This is a genomic window from Mycobacterium asiaticum DSM 44297 (assembly GCF_000613245.1).
Classification (GTDB): domain Bacteria; phylum Actinomycetota; class Actinomycetes; order Mycobacteriales; family Mycobacteriaceae; genus Mycobacterium; species Mycobacterium asiaticum.
Map to the genome: position 1 here is coordinate 1,750,676 of NZ_HG964936.1, position 17,629 is coordinate 1,768,304.

A 17,629-nucleotide genomic window follows, 5' to 3' on the forward strand; every position below is an offset into this window, starting at 1 on the left:
TCAGACTGTCCCGTAAACCGGCGCCGGCGGCGGCGCCTTCTCGATCAGGTCACGCACCGTCGGTCCCACTTCGGCGGGATCCCATCGCCGCCCCAGGTCGGTCGGCGGCCCGTGCTGCCACCCGTCGGCTACCGAGATCTTGCCGCCCTCGACCTCGAAAACCCGGCCCGTGACATCGGCGGACTCGTTGCTGCCCAGCCAAACGACAAGCGGGGCAATGTTTTCCGGTGCCATGGCATCGAAGGCGTCGTCGGCGACTTGCGCCATCATGTCGGCGAACACCTGCTCGGTCAGGCGGGTGCGGGCCGAGGGCGCGATGGCGTTGGCGGTCACGCCGTATCGGCCCAGTTCCGCGGCCTGAACGATGGTCAGCGCGGCGATACCGGCCTTGGCGGCGGCGTAGTTTGCCTGCCCGATGTTGCCCATCAGTCCCGCGCCGGACGAGGTGTTGACTATGCGTGCGCCTCCGTTGCTGGCGGCATTTCCCGCCTTGAACTCATCGCGCCAGTACGCCGCCGCGTGCCTACTGACGCAGAAGTGCCCGCGCAGATTCACCCGGATGGATTCGTCCCACTCCTGCGGGCTCATGTTGACGAACATGCGGTCGCGCAGCATGCCGGCGTTGTTGACGACGGTGTCCAGCCGGCCGAACGTGTCGAGGGCGGTGGCAACCAGGCGCTGCGCGGCGTCGAAGTCGGTGACGTCGTCGGTATTGGCGACGGCCTCGCCGCCGAGTGCGGTGATCCGCTCGACGACCTGGTGGGCCGGATCGCTGTCACTGCCGGTGCCGTCCGGGGCGCCGCCGAGATCGTTCACGACGACTCGGGCGCCCTGCCGAGCGAACTCCACAGCGTGCTCGGCGCCGATGCCCCGTCCCGCTCCGGTGACGATGACGACGCGTCCGTCGCAAATACCCACGCGGCGATCTCCTTTCAGATTCGTTCGATGATGGTCACGTTCGCTTGGCCGCCGCCCTCGCAGATGGTCAACAGGCCGTAGCGGCCCGACGTGCGTTCCAGCGCGTGCAGCAGCGTGGTCAGCAGGCGAGTACCGGTCGCGCCGATCGGGTGTCCGAGCGCGATGGCGCCACCGGCGACGTTGACAACGGCCGGGTTCGCACCCAGTTCCCGGGTGAACGCCATCGGCACCGGGGCGAAAGCTTCGTTGATCTCAATCAGGTCGATGTCCTCGATCGACAGCCCGCAGCGGCTCAGCGCGCGGTGCGTGGCGCGGATCGGCGCGGTGAGCATCAGGATCGGATCGTCGGCGCGCACGTCGAGGTGGTGGATGCGGGCACGCGGCGTCAGCCCGTGGTCGGCGACGGCCCGCTCGGAGGCGATCAGCACCGCACTGGCCGCGTCGGAGATCTGTGACGCGTGACCGGCCGTCACCGTGCCGCCGGGCCGCAGGGGCGACAGCGCCGACATGCGTTCTGGTGAGGTGTCGCGGCGCGGGCCCTCGTCGGCGGTGACGCCGGCCAGCGGCACGATCTCGCGATCGAACCAGCCGTGATCGATGGCATGGATTGCCCGGCGGTGGCTTTCGAGCCCGTACTCGTCGAGCTCGGGGCGGGTCAGCTGCCACTTCTCGGCCACCAGGTCGGCCGCCCGGAATTGGGACACCTCCTCGGCGCCGTACCGCGCCGTCCAGCCGGCGCTGCCGCTGAACGGATCGGACAGGCCCCACCGCTCCGCGGCGGTGTAGGCGGCCGAAATCGGGATCATGCTCATGTTCTGCACACCGCCGGCGATCACCAGATCCTGGGTCCCGCTCATCACCGCCTGGGCTGCGAAGTGCACGGCCTGCTGGGACGACCCGCACTGTCGGTCGACGGTGACGCCCGGGACGTCGTCGGGCAAACCGGCGGCCAGCCAGCAGGTGCGGGCAACATCACCGGCCTGCGGACCCAGCTGATCGCACACTCCGAGAATTACGTCGTCCACCGCTGACGGGTCGAAGTCGTTGCGGTCGGCCACGTTTCGGATGATGTGTGCGCCGAGGTCGGCGGGATGGACATCTTTGAGCCCGCCGTTGCGCTTGGCGACCGGGGTGCGGGCCGCATCGACGATGAACGCCGCCGGCCGGGTGGTGGTCATGTGCGTCCGCCTCCTTGCGTTCGATGCCGAGCCTGGTATATCAATGTCTTGATGTCAACTTCCGAATGTATCCGTCCGGCGCCGGGTGTCAGCCTCGCGCCGTTTTCCCGCGTCACGGACCTGCCACACTGGAACCGTTACGCCGCCGTCAACGACGAGTTCATCGATGTGCACATGTCGGTCGAGGCCGCTCGCGCCGCCGGCCAGCCCGACATCTTCGGCATGGGCAATCTGCGGGTCGGCTATCAGCATGCGGCGCTGCATCGCTGGATCGACGGTCGCGGTGACATCGCCTCGTACAGCTGCCAGTTCCGCGCGCTGAACTTCCCCGGCGACGAACTGACGGTATGGGGCCAGGTCGTCGACTCCGCCGAGCGCGACGGACTGCAACTCTCGGTGCTTGAACTCGGCGTGCGCAACCAGGACGGTGCCGAAACCACCCCCGCCACCGCCGAGGTGGTGTGGTTCGACGGGCCGCCCGCCATGCCTGGTGTCCCGGCGCCTTCGGTAGACACCGGCCGCGCGCCCGGTGTCTACCTCGACCCCGAGACCATCGGCTGGCTCGGTCGGCCGCTACCGGTCCTTGAGTCACTCCCGGTGGACGCCAACGACATTCGGCGCTGGGCGCAGGCTATCTGGTATCCGGAACCCCCACCGGCCGACCAGTTCGACATTGTCGTCGCCGCGCTCGGCCCCTGGGGCGGACTGGTCGCGCCGCGCGACTTCAACCCCTACGCCTGGCACCCCGACTTCCACCCGGAGGCCTACCCGTGGATGCGGGGCATGGGCACCGAACCGGGCCGCCGCGGTCTCAACGGCGGCCAACGGACCTGGTATGGGGCACCCATTCGGCCCGGGGACGTGATCAGTTCGGAGGTGACGCTGGTCAGTGCGTACGAAAAGGAGGGCCGGCTGGGCACCATGCTGTTCCTGGTCGACCGGGCGGTGTGGTCCAACCAACGGGGCGAGGTGGTCCGCACCAGTGAACGAACCACTATCTACCACTGATCATGGGCGCACCGGTTGACGTCGGCCACGCGGTCTTCGCGCTGCACGAGCCGCTGCCGGGACACGAGCGCGACTTCAACCGCTGGTACGAGCGCGACCACATGTACGTCGGCGGCATTCTCGCGCCGTGGACCATCGGCGCCGCGCGCTGGGTCGCCTCCGATGAGCTCAAGGCGCTTCGGTTCGGCTCGGGGCCCTTCGGCCCGCTCACCGACGGCCGTTATCTGACGCTCTACTGGATCCAGCAGGACCGCCTCGCCGACCAGCAGCATTGGGTGGCCGAGAATCTAACCGGCGCCAGCCGTTACGAGCACAAGACGGTGCAGACCGCCACCACCTACGACCGGGTCGCCATCTGGACACGGGACCACGACGGTGTGCCGCCGTTCCTCGCGCTGGCCCACGGTTACCGGGGGCTGGTGTGGCTGGTCCTCGAGCGGGCACCCGAGGTGAGCCTCGACGCGTTGGGAGACTGGCTGTTCGGTGCCTATGCCGGCGATCGATGGGCCGGCAGCGCCGTCGCGTCGGCGATCGGGTTCGCGCCACGCCCCAAGGAGCCGTGGTGGCCGCCGGCGGCGCCGGAGGTGGCGGGCGTGGGGGAGCGGCTGATGGTCACCTGCTTCCTGGAAGACGATCCGGCAGCGGGCTGGGACCGGGCCTTCGCTCCGCTGGCTGACGCCGTAACCGGTGTCGGCCGTGTTCTGTTCGCCGGACCCTTCCGACCGACGGTGGTGGGCACCGACCCGTGATCAGTAAGCGGTACGACGTGCACTGGCGCAGTGCACCGGCACTCGCCCAGCAGGCGGCCCGTCGCTTCGGAGCCGACGTGGCACTGGTCGAGGGTGACAGCCGGCGCACCTTCATCCAACTCGCGGCCGATGTCAGGGCGGCCACGGCCGCCGCGCTGGCGGCCGGCATCACGCCCGGTGAGCGGGTGGCGATCTGGGCACCCAACAGCGGTGCCTGGCTGACCGCGGCGCTGGGCATCCAAGGCGCCGGGGCGGTGCTGGTCCCCGTCAACACCCGCTTCAAGGCGGCCGAGGCGGCGCACGTGCTACGGGCCAGCCGGGCCCGGGTCCTGGTTACGGTCAACGGTTTTCTCGGCACGGACTACGAGGTGATGCTGCGCGACAGCGGCGAGGAACTCCCAGACCTGCGCGCCGTGGTGGTGCTGAGCGGTCCGGCGCTGCGACCCGGAACGCGGACGTGGCGGGAGTTCCTCGACGCGGGCGAGGCCGTGCCGCGCGCCGCCGTGCTAAGCGCCATCGACGCGGTGGGCCCGGACGACGACGCCGACATCCTGTTCACCTCGGGCACTACGGGCCGGCCCAAGGGGGTTGCGACCACCCACGGTCAGAATCTGCGCTGCTTCGGCATCTACACCGAGGCGATCGGGCTGCGCCGCGGCGACCGGTACCTGATTGTGAACCCGTTCTTTCACTCGTTCGGTTACAAGGCGGGCTTTCTGGCCTGCCTGATGCGCGGGGCGATGATCCTGCCGGTCGCGGTGTTCGACGCCAATCGGCTGGGCGAACTCATTGCCACGCAACGTATCACCGTGCTGCCCGGGCCGCCGACGTTGCTGCAGTCGCTGCTCGACCAGCGCCGCGACTGCGACCTTTCCTCGTTGCGGCTCACCGTGACCGGCGCCGCGGAGATCCCGGTCGAACTGATCCACCGGTTGCGCCGCCACCACATCTTCGAGACGGTGCTGACCGCGTACGGGCTGACCGAGTCGAGCGGGGTGGTGTCGGTGAGCTCGCCCGACGACGCACCGGAGGTAATCGCGCGCTGGTCGGGCCGCGTCATCGACGGCGTCGAGGCGCGCATCGTGGACGAGCACGGCGCGACGCTGCCGCCGGGCGAGCTCGGTGAAATCGTTGTGCGTGGATTCAACGTGATGCGAGGCTATTTGGACGATCCGGTGGCGACCGCCCAGGTGATCGATGAGTTCGGTTGGCTGCATACCGGCGATCTCGGCATCGCCGATCCTCACGGCCGGCTGCGGGTCGCCGGCCGTAAGAAGGACATGTTCATCGTCGGGGGATTCAATGCCTATCCCGCCGAGATCGAAGACCTGTTGCTTGGGCATCCCGGTATCGCCCGCGCCGCGGTGGTGGGGGTTCCCGATGAGCGGCTCGGCGAGGTAGGCGCGGCGTTCGTGGTGCCCGCGTCGGGTGCATCGCTGGGTCCCGATCAAGTGATCGACTGGGCGCGAACGCATATGGCCAACTACAAGGTACCGCGCCGGGTGGTGCTGGTCGAGGAGTTGCCGCTGAACGCGGCCAACAAGGTGGACAAGCTGACGCTGGCCGAATGGGCGCGGTCAGCGGTTCCCATACCATCAACAAATTGATATAAAGGTCTTTACGGTATCTGGAGGTGGGCATGGCAATCGACGTGTGGGCGTTCAACATCTTCACCTCCGGTGGCGCTCCCGCACCCGAGGACCTGACCGTGGACGCATGCCGCCAGACCTACAGCTGGTACGTGGAATTGGCCACCAAACTCGAACAATGGGGGCTGGACGGGGTCTTCTACGCCGAACACCACTTCAACCCGATCTTCATCGCGCCGTCCCCGCAGCTGGTGGTCGCATCGGTTGCGGCTCGTACCAGCAAGCTCCGACTGGGCATCATGGGCAGCGTGCTGCCCCTGCACGACGGCCGCCGCTTCCTCGAGGAATGCGCGATGCTGGATATGTTGTCGGGCGGTCGGTTCGAGATCGGAATCGGGCCGGGAGCCGGTGACGACGAAGCCGTGCAGGCGGGGTTGCCTGCCGAGCACATCCGCCCTCGCTACTACAGCGCCGCGGATCTGCTCGAGAAGGGTCTCGCCGGACCGTATGTCACGCACCGGGACGAGTTCCACAACCTGGTCGACGTGCCGATAGTGCCACGGCTGCAAGGCAGTCCGGCGCGCCCGGTGTGGACGACCATCATGTCGGCGAGTTCGGCGCAGTGGGCGGCGCGGCGCGGCTGGCGGATCTGCACCGGCTGGCTGCCGCGGCCGTTCGCGGCGCAAATCTCCGAGGCATACCGCGTCGCGGCACGCGAGGCGGGTACGCCGTCGGGACCCGAGATGCTCGCGCTGCGTCGGCGCGTGTTCGTCGCCCCATCGGACGCCGAAGCGCGTGAGTTGGCCGAGGCTGCCGCCGATCTCACGCAACTGGGAGTGCTGCGGCAGGGCGAGGCCGCCGACCCCAACGTGGCGGCGATGCTCTCCCACCCGGACGACTACCTGATCGGCGCACCCGCCACGGTCGCCGAACAGATCATCGAGCAGTGCCGTGAAGGGGGCTTCGGCACCTTCGCCGCTTGGTGCGACTACGCGGCTTTCACTCGCGACGCGGTGGCTCGCAGCTACGAACTGCTGGGCACCCAGGTGGCGCCGGTGGTCCGGTTGGCGGCGCTGGAGCAGGCCAGTGTCTGAGGTCAAGGCGTTGCGCGACCTGAGCTACGCCACCGTCGACGGTGTCGACCTGTGCCTGGACCTGTATCTGCCGGCCACCGCCGATCCTGTGTTGGTGGTGTACGCGCACGGCGGCGGCTTCCAGTTCGGCGACAAGTCCGACGCCGAGTCCACCCGGCTGCGCGGGCTCGCCTCCCGCGGGGTGGCGGTCGCGTCGATCAACTACCGGCACGCGCCGCGCTATCTGTTCCCGGCGCAGCTCGACGACATGAAGGCGGCGGTGCGCTGGCTGCGTGCCAATGGCGGCGGCTACGGATTGTCGACGGAACGGATCGGGGTCTGGGGCGCCTCGGCGGGCGGGTACCTGGCCAGCATGGCTGCCCTCGACGCGGACCCGTCCAGCGCGGTGCAGGCCGCCGTGGTCTGGTTCGCCCCTGCCGATCTCGCCTCATCGGGTGCGCGCAGCCCGCTGGAGCGCCAGATCATGTTCCCGCCGTTCGAGGCGGCCGTCCTCGGGTTAGCCGACGTGGCCGGCGCGCCGGCGGCGTCGTCGGTGTTGGTGCGGGCCGCGGGCGCTGTTGGTGGCCCACCGTTCCTGATCGCGCACGGTGATCGGGACCGGATGGTGCCGCCGTCGGAGTCGGCCGCACTGCACGACGCGCTCGGTCGCGGGGGTGTGCGCAGCACGCTGCTGTCGGTGGCCGGAGCCGGCCACGAGGACCCGGCATTCGACCGGCCCGAAATGCTCGCGCTTACGGCCGCCTGGCTGGATTCGGTGTTGCGGTGACCATCGACCTGCGCGGCCTCGGTTACGTCGTGTACGACGTCACCAACATCGCGGCATGGCGGGAGCTGACCGTGGACGCGTTCGGCATGATGCCCGCCGGCGGCCCACCCGCCGCCGAACCCGACGGCACGCTATGGCTACGCCTGGACGAACGAAGCTGGCGCATCGCCGTGCAACCCGCGGACCGCGACAGGCAGGTCGCCGCGGGATGGGAGGTGGCCGACGACGTCGCACTGAGTGCCGCCGTCACGCACCTCGAGGCGCACGGTGTCGCGGTCAAGGCCGCCGACGATCGACTGCGCACCCGCCGCGGTGTGTCGGGCCTGGCATTTTTTGACGACCCGTGGGGCAATCACCACGAGATCTATTGGGGCCAAACGGTGGAAGAGGAGCCGTTCCGCTCACCCGTTGGCGTGCAGGAGTTCCTGACCGGGCCGCTCGGGATCGGCCATGTGTTCTACGCGGTCGCGTCGGCTCCCGAGGCCGAGGCGTTCTACCGCGACGCCATGGGGTTCCGGCTCACCGACCGGTTCGCTTGGGGTCCCAACACCGTCGTCTTCATGCGTGCCACGGCACGCCACCACAGCATCGGCTTTTTCGACCTGCCGATGCCGCCCGGTCCGAATCATCTGATGCTGGAGGTCAGCCGCCTCGAGGATCTCGGCAAGGCCTACGACCGGGTCATGGATCTGCAGATACCGATTGTCAATACCCTGGGCCAGCACTTCAACGACCCGACGCTGTCGTTCTATGTGCAGAATCCGTCCGGCTTCAACATGGAACTCGGCTGGCAGGCACTCCAAGTCGATGACGCGACCTGGGTGGCACGGACTTACACCGGCCGCGGTGAACTGTGGGGGCACCGCGGCGACATGATGGACGACATCGCCGACGCCAAGGTCGAAAGCCGATGAGGATCTGCGTGCTCGGTGCGGGGGGCCTCGGCTCCCTTGTCGGAGCGCGTCTGGCCGAAGTCGGCGTCGATGTCACGCTGATCGGACGCCCGGCCCATGTCGAGGCGATCCGGCGAAACGGATTGCGGGTGGGGGGGATTCGCGGATTCGGCACGGTACGGCTGGGTGCGGTGTCCACGCCGGCCGAGGTGACCGGACAGTTCGACTACCTGTTGCTGACCGTCAAAACCACCGATACGGCAAAGGCCCTGGCGGAAGCGGCGGCGCTACGCGCCCACGTCGCCCTGTCACTGCAGAACAGCGTCACCAAGGACGCCCGCCTCGCCGAATGGGTCGGAACCGACCGGGTCATCGGCGCCTCGACTACCGAATCGGCGATGCTCGTCGAACCGGGTCACGTGCACCACACCGGAACCGCGCCGGTGTCGTTCTACTTCGGCGAACTCGACGGCGTCCTCTCGGCCCGGGTCGAGCGGCTGGCCGCAGCTTTCCGCGGCGCGGGATTCGGCGCCGTGGCAACGGAATTCATCCGGGCGGTGGAATGGGAGAAGCTGCTTCAGGCCGCGCTCATCGCCGCCTTCTCGATCACCGCTGTCGGTTTCCTGCCCGACCGCACCATCACCGAAGCCCTCCAGGCCAGGCCGGGCGCCGAATACTACGTGCAATTGACCGGCGAGCTGCTGAATGTCTACAGCGCCCAGGGCTACACCCCGCGCGACTATTTCGCGCCGTACGCCCAGTTCCGCCAGTTCGCTCTTGATGACTTCGAGGCCTCCGTGCAGCGCGCGATGACACTAGGGCGGGGAATGGCCGAGCGGGGTGTACGGGGCCGACCCTCGATGCACGACGACCTGCTGCGGCACCGGCACACCGAAGTGGAGGAGTCCCTCGGCGAATTCGTCTCCGCCGCAGCACGGCTCGGCGTTGCGGCGCCGGTGTTGACCGCCGCCTACCGCATCGTCCGGTGCTACGAGCTGATGGTGACCGGGGAGGTGCCCGTCGATGTTCACTGCTGAGCCCGGCGTGTTGCTGCCGCCGCTGACTCCCGAACAGGAGCTGGTGCTGTTGGCCCGCACCCTCTGGCATGAGGGCTACGACGACCACCTGGCGGGGCACATCACTTATAAGCAGCCCGACGGCACACTGCTGACCAACCCATGGTTCCTGCTGTGGGACGAGTTCGGACCCGACGACGTGGTGCGCATCGACAGCGACGGCAACGTGCTCGAAGGCCGCTGGCCGCCCGCCCCCGGGGTAAACCTGCACCTTGCGCTGCACCGCGTCCGCGACGACGTCGTCGTGTCGATCCACAACCATCCACGCTGGGTGACGGTGTGGGCCAATGCCCGACGCGTGCCGGGCGTGCACGATCAGACCGGCGCACTGGGCGGCGGCCGGGTGGTGCTGGTCGACGAGTTCGGCGGGACCGTTGCCGCCGAGGAGGCGGCTAGCAATGCCGTCGCAGCGATGGGCGACGCGGACATCGCGCTGCTCGCCGGCCACGGCGTGTTCATCGTTGGCCCGGACCTGCCGCGGGCACACCTGCGCGCGGTGTCGTTCGCGGAACGATGCCAACGCGCCGCCCTGGTCGAAGGCCTGGGCGGGGCAAAGGAATTGCAGCCCGATATCAATACGACGCTCGGCGTCGCCGAATTCGAGGGGTTCTGGGAAGCGATGGCCCGCAGAGAGATTCGCCGTGACCCCGACGTGCTGAAACCGAAGGAGCGCCGATGCTGACCGCCGCAGATTTCCGGGGCCGGGTACTCGCCCTGCCGCCGACGCCGATGCGCGCCGACGTCGATCCGCTCGGACCCGAGTCGACCGTCGACCTCGACGAGGCCTGCCGGCTGGCCGAACAACTGATCCGCGACGGTGTGGGGCTGATCGGGTTGTGCGGCACCACCGGCGAAGGCGCCACCACCACGTGGGCCGAGCGGATGCAGTTGTACGACGCGGTGAATCAGACGTCCGCCGGGCGGGTCCCGGTGCTGGCCGGGACCACCGCGCTGGGCACCAAAGAGGTCGTCGAACAGATGCGCGTCGTGCGGCAACTGGGTCTCGCAGGGGCGTTCGTCGGCCTGCCGCTCTGGCAGACCCCGACGCTGGACAACGCCGTCGGTTTCCACGCCGACCTGGCCGAGGCGGTGCCGGACCTGCCGGTGCTGGTGTACGCCAACCGCTTCTTCTTCAAGTTCGAGTACCCGATCGAATTCTGGCGCGGTGTCGCGCAGCGATGCCCGACGGTGGTGGCGTGCAAGACGAGCTTCCCGCTGACCGAGGAACTGCTGGCCGTGGCGGGAGAGCAGGTTGCGTTCCTCAACGGCGAGGGTGGCATGTTGACCGCAGCGTACAAGGCGTTCCCCGATTATCGGCACGGCTGCTGGGCGACCTCGGCGGCCATGGGACCGCAGCCCTGGGTGGCGGCGATGGCTGCGGCGGCCACCGGGGATCGCGACCGGGCCATCGCGCTGCTGGAGGCGATCGACACCGTGCCGCTGTCGATTCCGGACTTCTCCTTGTTCGCGCAATACAATTTGCAGTTCGAGAAGGCCCGGATCGACGCCGCCGGGTACACCCGCTGCGGGCCGCCGCGCCCCCCGTACACCGACCTTCCCCAAGCGTGGCGCGACGCGGCGCTCGCCAACGCGGCCGCCTGGCGAAAGTTGTGCGAAGTCACCGAAACCGCGGAGCGAAAGGGGCCGGTCCATGCTTAAGGAATCCGCCGAACGCTTCGTGCCGGACCTGGTCGCGCGGATCGATCCCACCCGCCCGGAGTCGCTGGTCGTGGATCTGGCCACCTATCAGATGTTCGACCCCGACTCGGCGGTGGTCGCGTTGATGTACTCCAACATCGCCGACAACGGGCTGGGCATCGTGGTGTGGAACCTGGAACCGGGGCAGGAGAACGACTTTCACTACCATCCTGTCACCGAGCATTTGCACGTGATCGTCGCCGGTGAGGCGGAGTACACCATCGGCGACCGGCCGCCCGTCACCGTCGGCGTCGGTCAGGCCGTCATGGTTCCGGCCAACGTGCCGCACGGCATCCGCAATGTCGGAGACCGGCGCTGCTCCTACCTGGCCATCAACAGCCCCGGCGACTATCAGAAAGTGCTGGCGGACAGGGGGACCCGCGCGTGAGCCGCACGATCGTCGTCACCGGCAGCTCATCGGGTTTGGGGCTGGCTACCAGGCAGGCGCTCGAGGCCGACGGCCTACGCGTCATCGGTGTCGACCTCGCGCGCGCCGAAATCCAGGCCGACCTGTCCGATCCGGTCGGCCGCCTCCGGGCAGCCGACGCCATCGCCGACGCTTCGGATGGCGTCGTCGACGGGTACATCGGCTACGCCGGCGTGGGTCCGGCGGTGAGCGACATCGGATTGCTCACCAGCGTCAACTATTTCGGGCAGGTCGATCTGCTGGCAGCCCTGCGGCCGCAGTTGGCCGCCGCGGCGAAACCGGCTGTGGTGGTGGTGAGTTCGATCGCCCCGATGGTGCAGGCCGTCGATGACGAGTCGTGCGAGGCAATGCTGGCCGGCGACGAGCAGCGCGCGATCGAGCTGACCGTCAAGCACGGAGACCACGGCGTCGCCTACAACACCTCGAAGCTGGCGACGCTGAAGTTCGGCCGCCGGGTCGCACCGGAGTGGATCGCGGCGGGCATCCGCGTCAACGTCATCGCCCCGGGCACCACCGTCACGCCGATGACCGAAATCGCCATGGCCGACCCGGAGATCGCGCGGCTGATGGACGAAAACCCGGCGCCGATCCGGCGGTGGGCGCAGCCGCCCGACATCGCCGACGCGGCGTGCTGGCTGCTGTCGGAGGGCAGCAGGTACCTGGTCGGCAGCGTGCTCGTCGTCGATGGCGGAATCGATGCGGCCGCCCGGCCGGAGAACTTTTAGCAGGAGGTGGTCAGGAGGTGGTGACGTGACATCGACTCGGGTGATGTCTCTGGACGACGCCAGGCAGGTGGCTGAACGGCTGGCGGCCGCGGTCTCGGAGCGGCGGTTGGCGGGGGAGCAGGCCCGGCGACTGCCCGAGGCGACCATCGGCGAATTCGTCGACAGCGGGTTGCTGCGGATGAACCAGGCGGCTCGGTGGGGCGGCCGGGAACTGGGCAGCCGCGCCGTCGTCGAGTTGGTCAGCGCGGTCGCCGAAGGCGATGGCGCGTCCGGCTGGGTGTTCGGGCTGCTGGCCAGCCACTTCTGGTTGGGGTCGGTGTTCGACCTGGAAGCCCAATACGACATGTGGGGTGAGGACCCGAACGCGTTGATGTCGTCGTCGTTCGCCGCCGAGGCCAGCGACGTGTCAGCGTGTGACGGTGGCGTCCGGGTGAGTGGCCGGTGGCCGTTTTCCAGTGGCTCCGACCATTGTTCGTGGGCGATGGTCGGCATCGTGGTGCCGCCCGCGGATGGCGCGGGACCCCGACCCCGCGCTGGTGCCTGCTGCCGCGCAGCGACTACACCGTCGAGGACACCTGGTCGACATGCGCGCTGCGCGGTACCGGCAGCAACACCGTGGTGATCGACGATGCCTTTGTGCCCACCCACCGCACCGTCGATCCCGTCGACGTGATGGAGGGCCGGGCGCCGGGTTCGCTGGCGAACCTCTCACCGATCTTCAAACTGTCCTTCTCCTCGGCACTTTCGAGCTATCTGGGGTCGACGGCGCTCGGGATCGCCCGCCGCGCCGCGCGCGACTTCGCCGGCTACTCGAAGAAGAAGGTCTCGAAATTCACCGGCCTGCCCGAGTTGAGCGACCCGATGATCATTCACGTCGGCACCGTCGCGGCCCACGCCGAGGCGGCGCGCGGGTTGATGCTCTATCGCGCCGGTTTGCTCGACGATCTCATCGAGCAGGGTCCGGGTCCCACGCTGGAACAGCGCCTCGCCACCAACCGCGACGTCACCACTGCCGTTCGGATGTGCGTCGACGCCGTCGAGCGCGCGATGCGATTCAGCGGCGGCAGTGGGCTTTTCGACCAGCACACCATCCAACAGGCCTGGCGCGACGTGCACGGCGTCGCCGCCCACATGGGTTACAACACCGACACCGTCTACGGGAACTGGGGCAGGCAGGTACTCGGGCTGCCGCTGCCGCCGGGTTTCTCCTGAGACATAGAAGGGCATAAGCGTGAGCCTCATCAATCAACTCGCCTACCTGGGTGCCGGCGCCACCGACCTCGACGCGTGGCGCTTATACGCGGGCAAGGTACTGGGGCACCAGATCATGCCCGACACCGACGACCACGCGCTGTACCTGCGGTTCGACGACCGTCATCACCGACTGGTGGTGTCGCCCGCGGATATCGACGACATCAGTTACGCGGGATGGCAGGTGAACAATCGCGCGGCGCTGGACCGGGCCGCTGCCGCCGTCTCGGACGCGGGAGTCGAAGTGCTGGAAGGCACTCCGGGTGAGGCCGATCTGCGCCGGGTGCTGGGTTTCGTCTACTTCACCTGTCCCTACAGCGGAGTCCGCATGGAACTCGCCTACGGGCACGAGGCGATGTTCGGCCCGACCTTCCTGCCGTCGCGTCCGCTCTCGGGCTTTCACACCGGCGAGCACGGGCTCGGGCATGTGGTCTGTTACGCCTCGGATGTGCAGAAGGCGAGCGACTTCTACGTCAACGTCCTGGGATTCGGGGTCAGCGACTACACGGTGATTCCGCGGATGGGGCTGCTGGCCAGCTTCCTGCACTGCAACGGGCGCCATCATTCGCTGGCGTTCTTCGCGGCACCGAATGCGCCGCGCAAGATTCAGCACCTGATGTTGCAGACCAACACCATCGACGACGTCGGTTCCACCTACGACGTGTGCCTAGACCACGAGCTCACCACCACCACGCTGGGCCGGCACCCCAACGACCACTCGGTGTCGTTCTACTTTCGCAATCCGTCGGGCTGGAACATCGAGTACGCCTGGGAGCCACGCGTTATCGACCCGGACACCTGGGTCACCGAGCATTTCGTGGCGGGCCGGCCGGGCGCCTACTGGGGGCACCGCGGGTTGATGGAGATGGTGTGACCGTCGAGCCCCGCCGACCGCCGCTAGGGTTGATCTCGATGGCAGTCCAGCGAGACGACGACTACGAGCCCACGGTGGCCCACCTGCCGTGGGAGTTGAAGCGCGCCGAGCGAGCGGCCGCCCGGTTGCTCGACGCGAAGCTGCGGGGACCGGGCTGACCAAGGCGCAGTTCGGGGTGATCCAGGCGCTGGCCCATATGCGCAAGGCGTCCTCGGCGGAACTCGCTCGCACGGTGTTCGTCACGCCGCAGGCGATGGTAGGACTCATCACCGCTCTGGAGCAGAAGGGTTACATCGAGCGGGCGCAGTCGGAGGTCTCCGCTCGGATCATCGACGCGCGGCTCACCGCGGCCGGCCGGGCGGCGTGGCGGCGTGCCTCGGCCAAACTCGCTGAGATCGACGACCTGCTGGCCGCGGAATTCAGCCAGGCCGAGGTGGTGAAGTTCAGCAAGTTCCTCACCCGCGTCAGCGAAGCGCTCGACGTCGACGAGTGACGTCGTTCGGCATAGTGTTTTGAACGTGCCGGCAAGGTCAATTCCGCCGGAGTCGGACTCAGAGGATGGCAGGACGGTGACTGGGTCAGCGGGCGAGGAACACGCCGAGGATAAATATTTCGCGGAACGGACGGCCAGGGTCGAACGCCGGGTAGAGGAACTGCGCCAGCGCCGAGCGGAGCTGGCTGCCGGTCAGCGACCAACCCTCGAGTCGGCAGTCGCGGCGCAGCAGCGCGCCGAGGATGCGATGGAACGCGCCAGGCAGGCTCACTTGGCTGCGGCCCATCGGCACGAGGAGTTGGCCCGAATACACGAGCGGACGGCGAACATGTATCAGCGCGCCGCGATCCGCGGTGATGACGGGCCACGGTACTTGTTGCAGCAGAAGGCAGACGAGCATTGGCAGGCCGCCCACGACAGCCATCTTCGGCAGGCTGAGGATGAAGCCAAAGCCCGCGAGGACGAGCAGCGCTGACCTTCAGTCGTGGCCGTTATCACCTGGGCACCAACGTTTTTCGGGTCGGCGCGGGCGGCGTGGTCAGTCAGGCCGAGTCTGATTGCGATCGCGATCTCAGGCGCCCTCGGCCAGATAGGTGACCAGGTACCACCGCCGTGCCGGCTGAACCGACGTGTCGTATTCGTCGGTCGCTGTGGCGTTGTGGAGCCGGACGTCCGTGTAATGCGGATTGTGCAGGCGGATGTGATCTTGGAGCTGGGCCCACAGCGCGTCGCCGTCTAGGGCCGGGTCTGCGGGTGCTTTGCCCTCGTACCGTGTCCAGCTCACGTCTAGAACCTAGCCGGACCGCTTTGGGCCTAGGGCGGCACGGGTCGAGCGTTGTCCTTAGGCGGGAGCACCGAACTGCGGATGCGGGGAAGAGTCCTCGGCCAAGGGATCCGGGCCGAAGCGGTTCGATCCGTCGGTGCCCCGCATCGCCCAAAAAATCACGAGAACGGCGAAGCCGAGAATCGGGAGGAAGGCGATCAGCACCCACCAGCCCGAGTTGTCGATGTCGTGCAGGCGTCGAACGGCAATGGCCAGGCTTGGAATGAATGTGACCACTTGGAAAACCACGTTGGTGACTTGGATATCCAGTTGCCCGTCGATGATGGCGGTCAGAACGCCGACTGCGAACGTGAAGAGGCTCCAATACCAGAATTCGGATCGACAGGCCCGATCGCTGAAATTGAAGTATTTGACGAATCCGGTCGAGATCGCTTGCCCGAAGCCCATCTCTTCACCTCATTGTGGAGCTGATAGGTGGGCGGAAAGTAGCACAGCCGCCTTGGAGTGCCTGGTTGTCCGAATACACGAACCGGCGGCAAAACTCTGGTGCGCGATACTGGGATTGAACCAGTGACCTCTTCCGTGTCAGGGAAGCGCTCTCCCGCTGAGCTAATCGCGCTTGGAGATCGAAACTGGAGGTGGAGACGGGAATCGAACCCGTGTGCACGGCTTTGCAGGCCGTTGCCTCACCACTCGGCCACTCCACCGCTGGGATTGATGCCTCTTGCACCTCTCGAGCGGATGACGGGATTCGAACCCGCGACCCTCACCTTGGCAAGGTGATGCGCTACCAACTGCGCTACATCCGCGCGCAACGGGCGAGATCGTCGTCCGGTGCGAAGCAAGACGATAGTCCAGTGAACCGGCCCACACAAATCCCTTGGTACCGGGCGCGCCTGCCTAAGAGCCCCCGTCGGCGTCAGCGGCGATCGTGCTAGTGTTCGACGTCGTTCGCCTCTCGGCGCCGGTCCCGTGGCTCAGTGGGAGAGCGTCCGCTTCACACGCGGAAGGTCGCTGGTTCGATCCCAGCCGGGACCACCCAATCTGACGGTAGTGGCCGATGCCGCGCCAGAGATAGCCACCTACCGCGACAGCGGCCCTTATCAGGCGCGCCTGCGCTACTCCGAAGCCGGTCACGCTCCATTGCCGCTCATACGAATTCGAAAGATCCGCCGCTGAGGGGCTGCACCGGTAACTACCGGTAATTAGCGGTAAGCGCCCCGATAGAGCGCAGTTGATCAAATGGGCGGACTCGCCTGGCTACACAGGCGGCAACGTTGCTTGTTGGTGTCGTGGGATGAAGCGATTCAGACTCAAAAACCGCTTCGCCGCAGCGGCACTCGCGCCGCCGATACCTGACGAACATGAGATGCCGGCAAACCTGAGTCGTGCCCGCCCAGCCGCGATACCGTCGGTTTGCCGGCGAGGTCAATTCGCTACAGGAGGTACGGAATGTCCGCTGTGATCGTGTGGCCCGAAACGCTGGGCGCAACGGCCACCGAGGTGGCGCGCATCGGCTCAGCGCTGAGGTCGGCGAACACGGCTGGGACGATACGGGTCAGCACGGTGCTGGCCGCCGCCTCCGATGAGGTGTCGGTGCAGATCGCAAGCTTGTTCGCCGCGTACGGGCAGGATTATCAGGCGCTCAGCGCTCAGGCGGCGGCGTATCACCGCCAGTTTGTGCAGGCCCTGATCACGGGTGCGCAGTCCTATGCAACCGCCGAGGCCGCGGCCACCGGACCGTTGCAGGGCTGGATCGACACAATCAACGCGTCCGTCCTGGCCGCGACCGGACGTCCGCTGATCGGCAACGGCGCCAACGGCGCCCCAGGGACCGGGGCCCCGGGCGCGCCGGGCGGGTGGTTGTTCGGCAACGGCGGGGCCGGCGGGTCGGGTGCGGCCGGCGCCAGCGGAGGGGCCGGCGGGGCTGCGGGGTTGATTGGCTCCGGGGGGAGCCGGCGGCGCCGGAGGAGACTCCTCTAGCTCCCTGACTTTTGGGACCGGCTCCCAGACCGGCGGGGCCGGTGGGGCCGGCGGGGCCGCCCTGCTGTTCGGGTCCGGTGGGGCCGGTGGGGCCGGCGGTGCCGCCTCCATTACCGGTGGGGC

20 protein-coding genes, 4 tRNA genes and 1 pseudogene are annotated in these 17,629 nt (G+C 67.9%); 17 read left to right on the forward strand and 8 right to left on the reverse strand.

Going from position 1 to position 17,629, the window contains the following annotated elements; all coding sequences use genetic code 11:
• Positions 1-918, reverse strand: coding sequence for an SDR family oxidoreductase (locus BN972_RS08520; protein WP_036355052.1), 918 nt, complete (start codon positions 916-918; stop codon positions 1-3).
• Between the two features lie 14 nt (positions 919-932).
• The gene (locus tag BN972_RS08525; protein WP_036355054.1) at positions 933-2,096 is read right to left on the reverse strand and encodes an acetyl-CoA C-acetyltransferase; all 1,164 of its coding nucleotides are present in this window, start codon (positions 2,094-2,096) and stop codon (positions 933-935) included.
• A 51-nt stretch (positions 2,097-2,147) separates the two neighbouring features.
• On the opposite strand from BN972_RS08525, the gene BN972_RS27625 reads away from it, so the two are divergent.
• From BN972_RS27625 to BN972_RS08600, 15 genes are all read left to right on the forward strand, one after another.
• Positions 2,148-3,104: an FAS1-like dehydratase domain-containing protein gene (locus BN972_RS27625; protein WP_051545142.1), complete on the forward strand. Its 957-nt coding sequence runs from the start codon at positions 2,148-2,150 to the stop codon at positions 3,102-3,104.
• A 2-nt stretch (positions 3,105-3,106) separates the two neighbouring features.
• The gene (locus tag BN972_RS08540; RefSeq protein WP_036355056.1) at positions 3,107-3,853 is read left to right on the forward strand and encodes a hypothetical protein; all 747 of its coding nucleotides are present in this window, start codon (positions 3,107-3,109) and stop codon (positions 3,851-3,853) included.
• Between the two features lie 17 nt (positions 3,854-3,870).
• Positions 3,871-5,460, forward strand: a complete 1,590-nt coding sequence (locus BN972_RS08545; protein WP_099051064.1) for a FadD3 family acyl-CoA ligase — start codon at positions 3,871-3,873, stop codon at positions 5,458-5,460.
• Positions 5,461-5,492: 32 nt separating this feature from the next.
• On the forward strand, positions 5,493-6,536 hold the full coding sequence (locus BN972_RS27630) for an LLM class flavin-dependent oxidoreductase (RefSeq protein ID WP_051545143.1): 1,044 nt from the start codon (positions 5,493-5,495) through the stop codon (positions 6,534-6,536).
• Complete coding sequence (locus BN972_RS08555) at positions 6,529-7,302, forward strand: alpha/beta hydrolase (RefSeq protein ID WP_036355059.1); 774 nt, start codon at positions 6,529-6,531, stop codon at positions 7,300-7,302. The genes BN972_RS27630 and BN972_RS08555 overlap by 8 nt, the downstream gene beginning before the upstream one ends.
• Positions 7,299-8,216 (forward strand): VOC family protein, encoded by a 918-nt coding sequence (locus BN972_RS08560; protein ID WP_051545145.1) that lies wholly within the window; start codon positions 7,299-7,301, stop codon positions 8,214-8,216. Before BN972_RS08555 ends, BN972_RS08560 begins: the two co-directional genes overlap by 4 nt.
• Entirely contained in the window at positions 8,213-9,232 is a 1,020-nt protein-coding gene (locus BN972_RS08565) for a ketopantoate reductase family protein (protein WP_051545147.1), read from the forward strand. Before BN972_RS08560 ends, BN972_RS08565 begins: the two co-directional genes overlap by 4 nt.
• The gene (locus tag BN972_RS08570) at positions 9,219-9,953 is read left to right on the forward strand and encodes a class II aldolase/adducin family protein (protein WP_036355062.1); all 735 of its coding nucleotides are present in this window, start codon (positions 9,219-9,221) and stop codon (positions 9,951-9,953) included. The genes BN972_RS08565 and BN972_RS08570 overlap by 14 nt, the downstream gene beginning before the upstream one ends.
• A complete protein-coding gene (locus tag BN972_RS08575) occupies positions 9,947-10,930 on the forward strand; it encodes a dihydrodipicolinate synthase family protein (RefSeq protein ID WP_051545150.1) in 984 nt (327 codons plus the stop codon). The genes BN972_RS08570 and BN972_RS08575 overlap by 7 nt, the downstream gene beginning before the upstream one ends.
• The gene (locus BN972_RS27635; protein ID WP_051545152.1) at positions 10,923-11,357 is read left to right on the forward strand and encodes a cupin domain-containing protein; all 435 of its coding nucleotides are present in this window, start codon (positions 10,923-10,925) and stop codon (positions 11,355-11,357) included. Before BN972_RS08575 ends, BN972_RS27635 begins: the two co-directional genes overlap by 8 nt.
• Positions 11,354-12,121, forward strand: a complete 768-nt coding sequence (locus tag BN972_RS08585) for an SDR family oxidoreductase (protein WP_036355065.1) — start codon at positions 11,354-11,356, stop codon at positions 12,119-12,121. Before BN972_RS27635 ends, BN972_RS08585 begins: the two co-directional genes overlap by 4 nt.
• Before the next feature lie 25 nt (positions 12,122-12,146).
• The gene (locus tag BN972_RS08590) at positions 12,147-12,743 is read left to right on the forward strand and encodes an acyl-CoA dehydrogenase family protein (RefSeq protein ID WP_148305377.1); all 597 of its coding nucleotides are present in this window, start codon (positions 12,147-12,149) and stop codon (positions 12,741-12,743) included.
• The gene (locus BN972_RS27640) at positions 12,737-13,333 is read left to right on the forward strand and encodes an acyl-CoA dehydrogenase family protein (protein ID WP_051545156.1); all 597 of its coding nucleotides are present in this window, start codon (positions 12,737-12,739) and stop codon (positions 13,331-13,333) included. Before BN972_RS08590 ends, BN972_RS27640 begins: the two co-directional genes overlap by 7 nt.
• 19 nt (positions 13,334-13,352) lie before the next feature.
• Positions 13,353-14,246, forward strand: a complete 894-nt coding sequence (locus BN972_RS08595; protein WP_051545157.1) for a VOC family protein — start codon at positions 13,353-13,355, stop codon at positions 14,244-14,246.
• A 175-nt stretch (positions 14,247-14,421) separates the two neighbouring features.
• Positions 14,422-14,739, forward strand: coding sequence for a MarR family winged helix-turn-helix transcriptional regulator (locus BN972_RS08600; RefSeq protein WP_051545159.1), 318 nt, complete (start codon positions 14,422-14,424; stop codon positions 14,737-14,739).
• 85 nt (positions 14,740-14,824) lie between these two features.
• On the opposite strand, the gene BN972_RS29140 is transcribed toward BN972_RS08600, so the two are convergent.
• The 6 genes from BN972_RS29140 to BN972_RS08630 form a co-directional block, all read right to left on the reverse strand.
• Positions 14,825-15,163 carry a hypothetical protein gene (locus tag BN972_RS29140; protein WP_142277069.1) on the reverse strand — a complete coding sequence of 113 codons (339 nt, stop codon included), beginning with the start codon at positions 15,161-15,163 and terminating at the stop codon, positions 14,825-14,827.
• A 147-nt stretch (positions 15,164-15,310) separates the two neighbouring features.
• Complete coding sequence (locus BN972_RS08610; protein ID WP_036355068.1) at positions 15,311-15,523, reverse strand: hypothetical protein; 213 nt, start codon at positions 15,521-15,523, stop codon at positions 15,311-15,313.
• Positions 15,524-15,580: 57 nt separating this feature from the next.
• Positions 15,581-15,970 (reverse strand): DUF805 domain-containing protein, encoded by a 390-nt coding sequence (locus BN972_RS08615; RefSeq protein ID WP_036355070.1) that lies wholly within the window; start codon positions 15,968-15,970, stop codon positions 15,581-15,583.
• Positions 15,971-16,067: 97 nt separating this feature from the next.
• Positions 16,068-16,142 (reverse strand) — tRNA-Val (locus BN972_RS08620).
• A 14-nt stretch (positions 16,143-16,156) separates the two neighbouring features.
• Positions 16,157-16,230: transfer RNA gene (locus tag BN972_RS08625), tRNA-Cys, on the reverse strand.
• 29 nt (positions 16,231-16,259) lie between these two features.
• Positions 16,260-16,332 (reverse strand) — tRNA-Gly (locus BN972_RS08630).
• Positions 16,333-16,489: 157 nt separating this feature from the next.
• On the opposite strand from BN972_RS08630, the gene BN972_RS08635 reads away from it, so the two are divergent.
• Together BN972_RS08635 and BN972_RS08640 are read left to right on the forward strand one after the other, a co-directional pair.
• Positions 16,490-16,561, forward strand: a tRNA-Val gene (locus tag BN972_RS08635).
• Positions 16,562-16,975: 414 nt separating this feature from the next.
• Positions 16,976-17,629, forward strand: a pseudogene (locus tag BN972_RS08640) (PE family protein); the annotation flags it as partial.

Coding starts and splice junctions, on each gene's coding strand:
- BN972_RS08525 (WP_036355054.1), bottom strand. CDS start 2,096: ATGACCACCACCCGGCCGGCGGCGTTCATCGTCGATGCGGCCCGCACC.
- BN972_RS27625 (WP_051545142.1), top strand. CDS start 2,148: ATGTCAACTTCCGAATGTATCCGTCCGGCGCCGGGTGTCAGCCTCGCG.
- BN972_RS08540 (WP_036355056.1), top strand. CDS start 3,107: ATGGGCGCACCGGTTGACGTCGGCCACGCGGTCTTCGCGCTGCACGAG.
- BN972_RS27630 (WP_051545143.1), top strand. CDS start 5,493: ATGGCAATCGACGTGTGGGCGTTCAACATCTTCACCTCCGGTGGCGCT.
- BN972_RS08565 (WP_051545147.1), top strand. CDS start 8,213: ATGAGGATCTGCGTGCTCGGTGCGGGGGGCCTCGGCTCCCTTGTCGGA.
- BN972_RS08570 (WP_036355062.1), top strand. CDS start 9,219: ATGTTCACTGCTGAGCCCGGCGTGTTGCTGCCGCCGCTGACTCCCGAA.
- BN972_RS08575 (WP_051545150.1), top strand. CDS start 9,947: ATGCTGACCGCCGCAGATTTCCGGGGCCGGGTACTCGCCCTGCCGCCG.
- BN972_RS27635 (WP_051545152.1), top strand. CDS start 10,923: ATGCTTAAGGAATCCGCCGAACGCTTCGTGCCGGACCTGGTCGCGCGG.
- BN972_RS29140 (WP_142277069.1), bottom strand. CDS start 15,163: ATGGCTGTCGTGGGCGGCCTGCCAATGCTCGTCTGCCTTCTGCTGCAA.
- BN972_RS08615 (WP_036355070.1), bottom strand. CDS start 15,970: ATGGGCTTCGGGCAAGCGATCTCGACCGGATTCGTCAAATACTTCAAT.